The following is a 13484-nucleotide window of genomic DNA, read 5'->3' as shown; positions in this document are numbered from 1 at the left end:
GATAAAATTACAAATTATCAATGATTTCCATAATCTTATCCACAGAATTTTTCAGGTTGAAAGGCATTTCGTAATTCTGAAGTTCGTCTTGGTAAGATTTGAAATGTTCGGGATTTGACAAAGCCAGCTTCATTCCTTCGTAGATTCCGTCTTCGGAATTTTCTGTGATCAAGCCCAATTTTCCATTTTCCAACATTTCTGTAACGCCGGAAACATCGGTTGCAATAATGTTCTTTTTTAATGTAATCGCTTCGAATAAAACCGTTGGATAACCTTCGTATCGTGAACTTAAAACATAAAAATCTGCCGATTTGAAATAGGGATAGGGATTGTCTGTAAAGCCGAGCATTGTCGCGGTTTCGTCGACGCCCAATTCGGATTTTAATTTTTTGACATTTTCGAAATCGTATCCATCGCCGACAATCTGCACTTTATGTGGGAAACCTCCATTCAAAAGTCGTTTGTGGACTTTCAACAATCGGTCAAATCCCTTTTGAGGAAAAACGGTGCCAACGGAAATGAATACAGGCTCCGAGTTCTTGGTTTCGGTCTTATTATCTTCCAGCTTCTGACTTCCAGCTTCCGACTTCACTAGGATTTCTTCTGTGTCAAGTGGATTGTAGATTCTTACGATTTTCTGTTTTTCAGCTTCAGTTTTTGCCAGATTCAAAAACGTTTTCTGGATTTTTTCGGAAATTACCATCACTTTGTCATAATGGAAAAAACGTCTGATTTTCTCCGGCGTGTAACCACTCACTTGTGTGAGATCATTGTGGATCCACATCAGTTTTTTCGAAGATTTCAACGGGCTGTTCAAGACTTCATCCATAAAACCGTGAATGGCGGCAAACTCAATGTCGTATTGCTTTTTCTTGAGTTTTCTCTTGTAAAGGATTTTTGGGTATTTTTTCAAAAGTCGTTGATAGACAACACGGTATATTTTTGTCGGAATGTCCTTAGGACGATTGGTCGTAATCATCTCGCCACGGTTGAGATACATCACATTGATCCAATCCGGAACATCTGTCAGGTATTTTCCTGAGTATAAATTGAGCAATAAGTCAATTTCATACTTGTCTTTCGGAAGATTTTTGAGGAAAGTCACCAAAACTTTTTCTGCGCCACCGTGACGCAAAGAACCAATTCTGATAAGGATTTTCTTTTTATTTTCTTCCATTAACTGAAGGAAGGGAATTTAATTTGGTTTTGCTAAAATAACAAAAATATGAAGAAAATCTCTTCTCTTCATTTGTATCAAATTTTAAAGTTTTTCTTAGAATTCTAAAATCCCAGCGCCCCAAGAATAGCCAACGCCGAAACCTGCAACCATCACTTTGAAACCTTCTTTTATTTTGCCTTGATCAAGAGCCAATTTCAATGCGATTGGAATACTTGCCGAGACCGTATTTCCAATGTCTTTCATATCCAAGAAAAATTTCTCGTCTGGAATATTACAAAGGTTTTTTAGATAATTCAACATATAAGAACTCGCCTGGTGGAAAACAAAAAGATCAATATCTTCTAATCTTAGTTTGTTTTTTTCAAGGGTATCATTCATCAGAGCTGGAATGTTTTCTATTGCAAATGTGAAAATCTTCGGACCTTTCATATATAGCACAGGCTTTTCTGAAGCATTTCTGGCGCCTCCGTTTTCTACAATCAGATTGTTGTATCCTGCTCCGTCTGTTCCTACAACGTATTGGAAATCTGCCTTGGAATCGTCTTTTTCTACAATGGTAACTGCTGCGCCATCTCCAAAAATACTTCTGTTGGACTTGTCGTTTTTATCTAAAAACTTAGTATAAGTATCAGAAGTTACTAATAGAATATTTTTAGCTAATCCAATAGAAATCAATCCTTTGGCAAGTGTCAATCCGTACACGAATCCTGAACATCCAAGATTGAAATCCAAAGCGCCAATATTTTTTGGAAGGTCTAGTCTATCTTGTAAGATACAAGCTGTGGTTGGAAGGAAATAATCTGGACTTTGTGTGCAAAACAGAATGAAATCTATCTTGCTTTTGTCATAAGTTCGGAAAAGCTTTTCACAAGCTTCATAAGCCAAATCCAATGCTGTCTGCGAAGCGTCTGCCACGTGTCTGGATTCTACACCAATCTTTGCTGTAATTTTTTCTGCATTCCATTCTGGGAATTCGTTTGCAATATCTTCGTTGGTTAATATGTTTTTTGGCAGATAGTACTCTATTGCTGCAATATTGATCATATCGGAGTTGGGTAAATTTTTGCAAAGATAAGCATCTTAAAATAATCTTATGTATAGAATGCTTTGAGTGTTACTTTTTATAAAAAAATTAACTTATTTTATAAAAAATCGTCTTAAATTTAGAGATTAAAGTTCTGATTTGATAACAAAACAATATACAAACATTAACATCTTACATCAAACCAACTATAAAAAGGTTTTAGATTCTGATCTGAAAATTTTAGAATTGGATGATGCAGTTGTCTTACCATTTGTATATCTTGATTCAGGAGCCATTCGAAGAGCAGGAGGTGTTTCAGATAAAGAAAATAATTTTGTTGAAGAGTCAGGATCCAGAGAAGGCTATCTAAAATATGGGAAAGCTTATGACTTTGATGATTCGAAAGTAGAATTTGTAGATGAGGAAGTTATTTGGTTTGGTTATCATTATAGCCATTGGGGACATTTCATTATAGAATTAATTGGAAGAATGTGGGTTCTTCTTGATAATTACAACAATCAAAAAATTATTTATATCAGTCAGGATGGCGATAATTTCGGTGGCGTATTCTTAGAATTTATGAGTTATTTGGGTGTTCCGAAAGAGAACATCATAAAAATTGAAAAACCAACTCGCTTTTCGAAAGTGATCATACCAGACTATTCAGCTACGGAATATCATTATTCTGATCAATACATCCGTCTGATCGACAAAGTAATCTCGGGTTCTGATTATGAGAATTGCAATTTTCCTATTAATGAAAATATTTATCTATCAAGAAAGAAAGTAAAAGACAGCAAGATAAAGGATTTTGGCGAGTCTGAGATTGAGAACAAATTCTTAGAAAATGGATTTGTCTCTGTTTCTCCGGAAAAGTTATCACTTCGGGAGCAAATAAGTCTTTGGAATCGAACTAAGAATATTGTCTGTATCAACGGGACCTTGCCACTGAACATCATTTTTACGAGAAAAAAAATAAATCTCGTAGTTTTGAACAAAACTAATATCGTTCACGAAGCTTTAATCAGTATTCATAGTGTTTTTGACAAGGCAGAGATTACTTACATTGATGTTTTTTATGAGAAATATAAAAGCTTGACAAAAAACATTGGCGTCGGTCCCTTTTTTCTGCATATTTCTCCTCAACTCAAAGATTTCTTGAAGGACAATCATTTTAAAACTTCCAAGGATTCAAGTTTTGAGACTATTAAAATGAAAACTTATTTGTTGAAGTATAAAATCTTCAAAATTTACGGTGATTACTATTATTTGTTTCCCAAATATTATTACAAACTGAAGAAGAAATTCACTTTAAGATAAAACATTTTTCCATTTTTCTATGATCGCATCTTTCTTCCATTTTTGAGATTCTGCGAAAGAAGATTTCATTAAGCTGTCTAATGTATTTGGATCATTTACAAGACCATTTAATTTGTCGATAAATGTTGCTTTGTCTCTAAGTGGAATCAAAAAACCATTCTTTTCATTTACTATTTCTGATGGTCCGCTAGGGCAGTCGTAAGCGATTAGGGCATTGGACGAAAATAGTGCTTCTATCAAAACAACACCAAAACCTTCTCTTAAAGAAGTAAGACAACTGATTTTGGATTTGGACAGTATGTCTTTTACCTGGTCAGAATTCAGTTGTCCTAGTAGAGAAACATTAGACAAAGAATTGTCATTGATGTAATCTTTCAAGACGGACATTTGTGATCCATCTCCTATTACTTTGACTTGCCAATCTGTAGGTAAATCAGACTCTTTTATGATTTCTAAAAATTCTAAGACATTTTTTTCTTCATCCAATCGAGCAATCATTGTAATCAGATTGTCTTTTTTTTCGCTTGGGATAAACAATTGACTTTCTATTTCTTTGTCCATCATATTTCCAATGATAGTGCTTTTCGGATTGATAGCTTTATAATAATCATAATCATCTTCATTAAGACAGACAACTTGATCTAGATTTTTATATTTAGCTTTTAAACGGTTGTACAGCGAGCCGCCAACCTTGTGGCTGATATGTTCCCATGCAATCGTTTTCTCATTCACATCTTTGTTTATTGCCAACGTGCAGGAAAGCTTGTACCAGCAAGAGATGATGTTGTCATAATTTCTGTGATGATCCCCTAGCCATTTGTTCATTACCAAGGTAACGCCTATTTGATAAATATAATCGTTGATAGATTGTATTTTTGGAATGAAATGCAGTCTTTTTTTATTAAAGGTACAAATAGAAAATGCCCAATGAGCGAAGGAATCTACATAGTGTTTTTTCACTCGGCTATCTATGGGATAAAAATCCTCATGATTCCTCATTAGAAAAAGAATATCAATCTCATAACCTTCGTCCACCAGTTCATTCACAAGATTAGCTAATACTTTTGCAACGCCTCCAGCTTTTATGTTTTGATAATAAATGAACAACAATTTCTTTCCCATAATTTAATTAATGATTTTAAAAATTGGATAGAAGAATGACGCCAGTGTTTTCATTAATGATGAGTCCAGCTCGTTGATAGTTTTAGCAAATGATCTCCCATCAATAATAGAAAACTTCAAATATCCGCCGACGTTTCTAACAAGTGTTTTTGGATTGCTGAAAAACTTGCTGTGATAAGTATTGAGAAAAGCCTTGTAATTTTCTGCCAAGCCAAATGCATTTTTGTCATCATAGAATTGATTGGCAAGAGAGAATTCATCTTCTTTGTCCCGGAAGTAAATCCGCGTCACTTTATTAATGAAATAATGCAGCCCCAGCTTATCAAACTGAAACTGAAAAACACCTTCTGGAATAAATCCTTTTCCAGAAAGATCATCAAAATTGAGTTTCATCTTTTTATAAATCTCCGTTTTGCCCATTCCCCATTTGTCACCCTTCACTTTGAATTTGTAACGCATATCAAAAATGCTGGAGATTAAAGGATCTTTCGGAAAACGATCGCCTACCAAATTTCCAAATTGATCTTCGCAAAGCGAGCAAACAAAAACAATATCTTGACTATCAGGGATACTTTCCCAAGTCTTGACCAAAATCTCTATTGAATCCTGTAATAAAGCATCATCAGAATCCAAAGGCGAAAAATATTTTCCCTCTGCCAAATCAATTCCACGGAAAAATGTCAGGAATTTATGTTGATTTTCGTGGTGGTAATATCTTATTTTGAAATCTGAATTCTTCTGAAATTCTTCTACTAATTCTTTAGTATTGTCGGTTGATCCATCATCTATCACAAGCCATTCAAAGTCTTTGTAGGTTTGCTTTTGCAAAGACTCAAAAACCCGTGGCAAAGTGTGGGCTCGATTATAAGAAGGCGTGAGGATGGTGACTGTTGGCTTGCTCATTATTTAGTTTGATGTTGGCTGAGAAACACAGCAGTTACGTCGTCATAGATTTTTTGGTTGTCAAATTTTTCAACTCCTTTTTCCATTTTTGATTTTATTTTCGACACCATTTCCGGATTTGCGAGGAAAAGTTTCATTCCTTCGTAGATTGAGTTTTCATCAGGATCTACGAGATGGCCATCAATGTTATGGTCGATCATTTCGGGGATTCCGCCAACGTTTGTGCTGATAATTGGAATATTAAGTCCCATCACTTCGCCAATTGTCAATGGATAAGATTCTGACTCCGAAGGCAGAACAAAATAATCAGAATTTTTGATGTATGGATATGGATTTATCTGAGAATCAAGCAGTAAAAATGTTTCTTCTACATCAAGTTCTTTCGCTTGGTTTCTGAGATTTTCCATTTCGCCACCACCGCCAATAACTGCGATGGAATGAGAAAAACCTTCATCCAAAAGTCTTTTGTGGATTTTCATTAATGTGTGGTAATTCTTCCTACTGTGCAATCTTCCCATAGATGAGAATACGGGATGAAGATCATATTGAACTGGAAAGTCATCAGCTCTTACTCTTACTTCATCAATTTTAATGGCGTTGTAAATCACAGAACTCTTGGGATAAGTGATGTTATAAAGGTCTTTGATAACCTCTCGGGTTTGCCTTGAACCGAAAATGGTCCAGTCAAATTTCTTCAGAGCATTAATTCTGTACATTACTCTTTCCTTGTTGGGATCGTAACTTACATCTGTGTGAAACCAGCCAATCTTTTTGGATTTGATGGGGCTGTCCAAAACAGGGTCAAAATCACCATATCCAGGCGCGACTTCTATGTCAAAATGCTGATTGAGATACTTTTTGTAAAGCGCTTTCGGGAATTTGCGATAGAACCAAAGAGTGAAACTTCTTTTAAACAATTGAAGGTTTCTCAAAATCAGATTTTGGCTCATATCTTCTCTGCCTTTTTGCATCGAGATGAGGTGGATATCAGCAGGGATTTTTGTTCTGAGTTCCCCTTGATAAATGGTGAGCAATAAAGTAACATCAAAAATATCTCTTGGCAAATGTTCCAAAAGATCCAGAAGCACTTTCTCTACACCGCCCATTTCCATTGATCTGTGTCGGAAAAGCACTTTTATTTTTTGATTCATTTATGTGTCTTTTCTATTTAAAATACAAATATATAACTGTTTCTTGAAAACTTTGTATATTAGTATTTCAAAAACACAAATCATGAATAAAATATCCGAAATCGGCTCGACCTTTTTTGCCTACCTCAGACGTCCAGATCTTTATCCAGAATTGCGACGTAAAATCTGGAAAAACATTTTCAATCGTTCATCTGGTTTGCGAGGCAAAGAGGATGCTGAAAAATGGTGTGCTTCACAAGCTATTTCCGAAGAAGAATTCATTGAGAATATTCTGAAAATCACCTTTGTCCCTTTCGAAAAACTTTTTCCACAAGAATTTGAAATGGCTTTGCAAGCGCAGGCAAAATCACCTGTGAAGATGGGTGGTGCTGGTGCATTGAGTGTTATTTATTATATTAATGAATTTACGGATTCTAAGGAATCTATAGAAACTGGCGTAGCGTATGGCTGGTCTTCCTTTGCGGCGTTAGCTTCATTGGTTTCAAGAAATGGAACGCTTTACAGCTCAGATATGCCTTATATTCTTCAAAATAACAGTTCTGATTTCGTTGGTTGTGTAATTCCAGAAGACTATAGACATAATTGGGATCTTTTCCGATATGCAGACAAAGAATCACTTCCAAAGATTTTCGCCAAAGCAGACGCTTTCGATGTTGTGCATTATGATAGTGACAAGACTTATGATGGGAGAATGTGGGCTTACGATCTGCTCTGGAACAAATTGAGAAATAGAGGCGTCTTTATGAGTGATGATGTAGGCGACAATGCAGCGTTCAAGGACTTTTGCGAAAAGAATAGCCACCAGCCATATATTATAAAATTTGATGGAAAATATGCTGGCGTGATCATAAAAGAGTAAAAAGAGAATCTATACTTTCTATTATATTAGGCTAAACTATGAAAACTTTCTAAGGATTTTTGTAAAGAGATTATTTTGATTACGTTTCAAAAATTCTGGTAGATTATTAATCTCCGTTATCTTTTTTCCATAGAGCTTTTTTAAGTTTCGCCTATTTGCTGTATCAATAATGACATGATGCCAGTTTTGATTTAGTTTTTCTTTTTTTGATGAATCCTGCGACACGCCATTTTCGTGCAAACGATAATAATACAAAGGGTCCTTTATAAATTTGAAACTCCCTACATCATACAACTTCAGATATAAATCCTGATCTACCGCTGATGTTAGATCCTGATTGATTCCTGATGTTTTGCTATAAGCTGATTTTTTGAATGTAAAGAAATGATTGGCTTCCAAAAAAATATTGAAGAATTTTTTATCATTATTTTTTATAGCACGTGAATGCTGAAAAAGTCGCTGTGGTTCTAAGTGTTTGTCACAAAGATAAAATTGGGAATAAGTAACGACATTGTCTCCCATGTGATTTTCAACACTCTTTTCTAAAGCATTTTCGGCAATGGCATCATCGGGATCTACAAATCCGCAGATTTCTCCAGTTGCAAGCTCTATGCATTTTCTCTTGGTAAAGCCAACGCCTTTATTGGACTCGTTTTGGAATGTTTTTACCCGTGGATTGTCTTTTGTGAGTTCTTGGATCTTTTTATAAGAATCATCAATCGAACAGTCATCCACAAGAATGATTTCATAATTCTGATATGTCTGTTTCAATATGCTGTAATAGCAATCCTTGAAGTAATCGTAATTATTATAATGGGCAATAAGAATAGAAAATAGCATAGATTATAGTTTGATGGAATTTAAAATTGCAGTACTCACGTCCGAAATATGTTTTTTCATAGAAAAATTATCAAGTATGAATTTTCGTCCTCTGCTTCCCATTTCCTCAATAATATTTGGGTTTTCTAGAGCGAAGATCATTTTTTCTGTCATCTTTTCTAGATCATGCTCATTCACGAGATAGCCAGTTTCATTATTAATTACAATATCTACGATTCCACCATGATTTGTGGATATTATTGGTAATCCAGCGGCAGCGGCTTCTATGATCGCTACCGGTGTTCCTTCTGCATCTCCATTTGGTGCTGTAACAGAATGTTGAACAAAAACAGCGCTTTCTTCTAATAACTCTATTTGTTTGTCTCTGTCTATCCATCCGGGAAAAATGACGGATTTTTCTACTTTCAGCTCATGTACTAGATTTTTACATTCTGATATTAGTTCTCCATCTCCTGCAAAAATCAATTTTGCATCTGGAAATTTTTCTAAAACTTTGGAAAAAGCTTCAATAGTTGTCTGCGGCGATTTGGAATGTGTAAATCTGCCGATGGCCAAGAATTGTTGTGAATGATAATTTGGCTTGATGTTGAAAAAAACTTCTCTTGCACCAATAGGAGAATAAATGATTCTACTATCGGAAAACCCCAGATTTTTTAATTTAGGAATCATGTTCTTTGCAACGGGTATGGTGTACGTTTTATAATCTGCAAAGTCTCTGTAAAGTTGCGAATTTGGTTCAATTACATCACGCTTATGTATTTCGTAACCTAGAACATTTGCAACAATAGGGATGTTGAGTTCTTCACATGCATTCTTAAGTGTTGCTCCGGTAATCAGATAGTCTGCTACTACGCAGTCTATCTTTTCTTTCAAAAGAATTTTTTGAAATCTTTTTTTAATTAACCATTTTAAATATTTCTGATTCTTTAACGATAGTATAGTGAAGAGGTATCTAAGCAATTTTTGTCTGGTGAGGTTCGTTCCTTCGTAGAAATAGGGTACAAATCCACCAAATAATACCGTTTTTTCAAATGGAAGCAATTCTATGTAACTTTTGACAAAAGGTCCCATTGGGCGATTTCTGCCCGGGGTTGCAATAAGGATCTTAATTTTCTTTTCCATCTTTTGCAAAATTACAAATCGATTATGTGTTTTTCTTGTTTGTTGATAATGATAGAATTACTGGGGACATCTTTATGAATTATACATCCAGCTCCCAAAATTACATTGTCACCAATGGTGACATCTTTCAGAATCACAACGTTGGCGCCTGTCCAGACATTATTGCCCATTTTCACTTTTCCAATATTGAAATCTGTTTTCGATACAGAGAACGGTTCTTTTGTGTACTGATGGTTGTGGTCAAAAATCTTCATTCCTTCCCCAAGTATGCAATTTTCCCCAATTTGTATTTCGCCTAGGCAAGATATTGTGGCTCTTGTGATGTAGGTATTATCGCCTAGAATTAATCTTGCATTTGGTTTTACAGTAATGAAGTTGGATTGGTTGATTGTAACATTCTTCCCGATTTGGAATTCTGCAGTAGGAGATACATCAAAAAAATTGTCTGTGCCTATTTTGAAACTACTATGAACATTACTTTTTTCTGTGAAAAATAGCTTTCTTTGATTTGAAGCAATGCAATTGTTGACTAGGTTTTTTAATTTTATAAAGATTAAGCCTAAAATACTTTTCATCTAAAAATGTTTTTCGGTCAAAAGTATTAAATATTCTTTATAATTTCGCAATTTTAATAACAGTAAGCAAATTTGATGAGCATAATCCAAACTTTAGTAAGCGTCAATATCCCAGTTTTCAAATGTGAAAAATTTATTTTTCGATGTTTGGAATCTGTGAAACGTCAAACTTATAAAAATTTTGAAATAGTCCTTGTGAATGATTGTACACCGGACAAAAGTATGGACATTGTTCAGCAATTTGTTTCTGAAAATCCCCAAATAAGAATCAAAGTTCTTGAACATAGTGAAAATTCCGGTCTGTCTGTAGTAAGGAATACTGGCATTAATAACTCAGATGGAGAGTATATTTATTTTTTAGATAGTGACGATGAGATTACATCGGACTGTCTATCATTACTTGTAGAAAAGTCACTAGAAACGGATGCTCAGATTATTATCGCTCAAAACAGATGGATCAACACATTTGATAGTTCTACAAAGGATTTTGGTTTTCCAACAAGGTCGGTAAAGAGATATTATGACGATAATATTGAAATATTTTCTGCCTACAGCAACGGAGACTTCCCATCATCATCTTGGAACAAATTGATTAAACGAAAATTCATTACAGATAATCAGATTTTTTTTGTGCCCGGACTATTTGCCCAAGACGAGCTTTGGTTTTTTCATTTGTTATTGAAAACAGAAACGTTGGCAATCATTGATGATATTACTTATTTATACTATCTTCATGGGGAGTCTGTTATTTTTAATAGAAAAAAGAAGAACTTCGAAAACTTTCTGACCATTCTGGAGCATTTTACAGAGGCCTATAAAAGAGAGAAAAATCCGCAATTGAAAGATCAAATCAAGAAGAAGATCATCTTGTTCAAAGAAATGGTTTTGGTGATGCAGTGGAAAGCGCTGAAGGACAGAGACTACTTGAGACAGAACATTGCAAGAATGCAGACTTTGACCAAGCTAAAACCTCTGGATTATCTCAAATCTACTTACTCCACATCTGTCAAGAAAAAGAATTTTTTCCAAAATATGCCTTTGGACGCAGCGACAAGATTCTTTATTTGGCGATTTGAAAGATAATTTTATTTTTTGAATTTGTAATATAAGGACATCAACGAAAAATTGGATAACAAGATACCATTGTAAATTTTCGCAATCCCTTGGAACTGTGAAACTATGGTTTTCGTATCCAGTTGAGAATATGAATCTATAAGCCTTTTTTTTTGGATTACATTTTCTTCAGAATGCATGGTGTGAGAAAAATGATGGAAAGTTTTGATTGCGCTGACAAGATTTTTGTAAGCTGTAAACTCAAAAATCGATTTGCGGTTGTCATAAATTCCTTTTTCAATGAATATCTTCCTCAGTAAAAAATCTGTTCTCACAATATCAATTTTTTTTGGAGAAAGTGATTTTGCAGAGGAATCTGGATGGATGTAGTGTGTGTAAACCGCATCACAACTCCCAATGAATCTAGCTTCTTCAAAGATTAATCTCTCTACAATTTCGTCTGCATTCAAAAGTGGTTCTGAGAATCGAAATGAATGTGATTTGAATACCTCTTTTCTATACATTCCACGGATATGAATATCATATTTTCCTACCGTTTTCTGTATGGCATCTTTGCCACTTATTTTTCTAAACTCAAAATTATCTACGGAACTGATAATCTGATCCAGATTGGAAATGTATTTGAGCTTATTATCTGTAAATTGAGCTTTGATAATGGGTGTTACAATATCAAGGTCAGGATTTCTGTTGAATGTTTCGACACATTTTTCTATCGTATCCAAGCTAATTAAGTCATCATGATCAAAAAGGAATATGTAGTCTCCAGATGCTTTATCTTGACCATACGCTTTTGAATACTGAGCATACTTTTGGTTTTCTTTGGAAAAAACCTTTATCCTGGAATCTAGTTTCGCAAAACTCTCCAATTCTTGCAATGTGGAATCATTAGAACCATCGTTCACACAAATAAATTCTAAATTTTTGTAAGTCTGATTTAGCAAACAATTCATAGATGTTTCTACAAAATTTCCCAGCTTTACAGAATTAAAATATGTGATAATTACGGAAACTAAAGGTTGCATTTATAGTCTTTTTATGTTTTTCTCCAGATTCAAGACTCCTTTTACATCATAAATAATTCCGTTTTCCGTGAGAAGATTTTTGATATTGATAGATTCAAATTCTTTGTGGGAGACGGCTAAGATCACTGCTTCGTATTTTTTGAAAGGTGTTTTGTTGATGATGTTTATATCATAAGTTTCTCTCACCTCATTTATATTTGGCCAAGGATCGAAGACATTTACACAAATGCTGTAATCTTCAAGACTCCTTACTACATCTATCACCTTTGTATTTCTTACATCCGGACAGTTTTCTTTGAAGGTAAAACCAAGAACCAAAACTTCAGAACCTTTTATTTTGAGGTCATTTTTCAACATCATCTTCACGGTTTCGCTTGCGATGTAATGTCCCATAGAATCGTTCATTCTTCTACCGGCAAGGATGATCTCCGGATGGTATCCAAACTCCTGCGCTTTCTGTGCAAGGTAATATGGATCTACACCCGTGCAATGCCCTCCCACAAGACCAGGTTTGAAATTGAGAAAATTCCATTTTGTAGATGCAGCCTTTAGAACATCATTGGTGTCGATTCCCATCAGATTCAGGATTTTTGCCAGCTCATTCACAAATGCGATATTGATATCCCTTTGAGAATTTTCTATAACTTTTGCAGCTTCTGCTACTTTGATGCTTGGTGCTAGATGGGTTCCTGCGCTGATGACTGATTTGTAGAGTTCATCAATTTCAATAGCAATTTCTGGAGTCGAGCCAGAAGTAACTTTTAATATTTTCTCTACGCTGTGTTCTTTGTCGCCGGGGTTGATTCTTTCCGGGGAGTAACCTGCAAAAAAATCCGAATTAAATCTTAGTCCAGATTTTTTTTCGATGATTGGGATGCAATCTTCTTCTGTTGCTCCTGGGTAGACTGTGGATTCGTAGATCACAATATTCCCTTCTTCTATCACGCAACCTACTGTTTCGCTGGCTTTGCGCAAGGCAGAAATGTCAGGATGATTGTTTTTATCTACAGGTGTTGGAACTGTAACAATGTAGATTTCAGAATCCTTGATGTCAGAAATGTCATTAGAAAGAAATAATCCGTTTTCGCCTTTTTGAGGATTTTCAGAAACCAGTACATCTGTTAATTCTTTGGAGTCCACTTCATGTGTACTGTCTATCCCTGTTTTAAGTTCGTCTATTCGGTTTTTTTTGAGATCGAATCCTACAACAGCATATTTTGTTGCAAATAATCTCGCAAGCGGTAGTCCAACATATCCAAGGCCAATAACGGTAATTTTTTTCTTCATATTTT

Annotated in this window: 13 protein-coding genes; 3 read left to right on the top strand and 10 right to left on the bottom strand. The window is 34.9% G+C overall.

The features are described 5' to 3' along the window. Positions 1-7: 7 nt before the first annotated feature. Complete coding sequence (locus tag IO90_RS01815) at positions 8-1177, bottom strand: glycosyltransferase (protein WP_034963364.1); 1170 nt, start codon at positions 1175-1177, stop codon at positions 8-10. Positions 1178-1273: 96 nt separating this feature from the next. Continuing rightward, the gene (locus IO90_RS01810; protein WP_034963362.1) at positions 1274-2224 is read right to left on the bottom strand and encodes a 3-oxoacyl-ACP synthase III family protein; all 951 of its coding nucleotides are present in this window, start codon (positions 2222-2224) and stop codon (positions 1274-1276) included. Between the two features lie 139 nt (positions 2225-2363). Between IO90_RS01810 and IO90_RS01805 the strand changes: the two genes are divergently transcribed. Continuing rightward, positions 2364-3524, top strand: coding sequence for a glycosyltransferase family 61 protein (locus tag IO90_RS01805; protein ID WP_034963360.1), 1161 nt, complete (start codon positions 2364-2366; stop codon positions 3522-3524). Here IO90_RS01805 and IO90_RS01800 read toward each other — a convergent pair. Genes IO90_RS01800 through IO90_RS01790 form a run of 3 tightly spaced genes read right to left on the bottom strand, consistent with a single transcriptional unit; the run spans position 3516 to position 6700 of the window. Further along, on the bottom strand, positions 3516-4646 hold the full coding sequence (locus IO90_RS01800) for a glycosyltransferase (protein WP_034963358.1): 1131 nt from the start codon (positions 4644-4646) through the stop codon (positions 3516-3518). The two genes, IO90_RS01805 and IO90_RS01800, sit on opposite strands and share 9 nt — an antisense overlap. 3 nt (positions 4647-4649) lie before the next feature. Continuing rightward, positions 4650-5549 (bottom strand): glycosyltransferase family A protein, encoded by a 900-nt coding sequence (locus IO90_RS01795; protein ID WP_034963356.1) that lies wholly within the window; start codon positions 5547-5549, stop codon positions 4650-4652. Next, the gene (locus IO90_RS01790) at positions 5549-6700 is read right to left on the bottom strand and encodes a glycosyltransferase (protein WP_034963354.1); all 1152 of its coding nucleotides are present in this window, start codon (positions 6698-6700) and stop codon (positions 5549-5551) included. Before IO90_RS01790 ends, IO90_RS01795 begins: the two co-directional genes overlap by 1 nt. Before the next feature lie 82 nt (positions 6701-6782). Between IO90_RS01790 and IO90_RS01785 the strand changes: the two genes are divergently transcribed. Beyond that, positions 6783-7559, top strand: a complete 777-nt coding sequence (locus tag IO90_RS01785) for a class I SAM-dependent methyltransferase (protein ID WP_034963351.1) — start codon at positions 6783-6785, stop codon at positions 7557-7559. A gap of 36 nt (positions 7560-7595) precedes the next feature. Here IO90_RS01785 and IO90_RS01780 read toward each other — a convergent pair whose 3' ends face one another. The 3 genes from IO90_RS01780 to IO90_RS01770 are packed head-to-tail and all read right to left on the bottom strand — an operon-like array spanning position 7596 to position 10096. After that, positions 7596-8399, bottom strand: a complete 804-nt coding sequence (locus IO90_RS01780) for a glycosyltransferase family 2 protein (RefSeq protein ID WP_051878191.1) — start codon at positions 8397-8399, stop codon at positions 7596-7598. Positions 8400-8402: 3 nt separating this feature from the next. After that, a complete protein-coding gene (locus tag IO90_RS01775) occupies positions 8403-9521 on the bottom strand; it encodes a glycosyltransferase family 4 protein (RefSeq protein WP_034963349.1) in 1119 nt (372 codons plus the stop codon). 11 nt (positions 9522-9532) lie between these two features. Continuing rightward, a complete protein-coding gene (locus IO90_RS01770) occupies positions 9533-10096 on the bottom strand; it encodes an acyltransferase (RefSeq protein ID WP_034963346.1) in 564 nt (187 codons plus the stop codon). 75 nt (positions 10097-10171) lie between these two features. Here IO90_RS01770 and IO90_RS01765 point away from each other — a divergent pair, with 75 nt between their 5' ends. Continuing rightward, a complete protein-coding gene (locus tag IO90_RS01765; protein ID WP_034963344.1) occupies positions 10172-11179 on the top strand; it encodes a glycosyltransferase family 2 protein in 1008 nt (335 codons plus the stop codon). Between the two features lie 2 nt (positions 11180-11181). Here IO90_RS01765 and IO90_RS01760 read toward each other — a convergent pair whose 3' ends face one another. Both IO90_RS01760 and IO90_RS01755 read right to left on the bottom strand, forming a co-directional pair. Beyond that, complete coding sequence (locus tag IO90_RS01760; RefSeq protein WP_034963341.1) at positions 11182-12192, bottom strand: glycosyltransferase family 2 protein; 1011 nt, start codon at positions 12190-12192, stop codon at positions 11182-11184. After that, the gene (locus IO90_RS01755) at positions 12193-13479 is read right to left on the bottom strand and encodes a nucleotide sugar dehydrogenase (RefSeq protein WP_034963339.1); all 1287 of its coding nucleotides are present in this window, start codon (positions 13477-13479) and stop codon (positions 12193-12195) included. Positions 13480-13484 lie beyond the last annotated feature (5 nt).

The sequence above is a fragment of the Chryseobacterium sp. FH1 genome (assembly GCF_000735135.1).
In the GTDB taxonomy this organism is placed as follows: domain Bacteria; phylum Bacteroidota; class Bacteroidia; order Flavobacteriales; family Weeksellaceae; genus Epilithonimonas.
The sequence above is the reverse complement of the archived record's forward strand: the minus strand, read 5'-3'. Positions and strand labels throughout refer to the sequence as shown.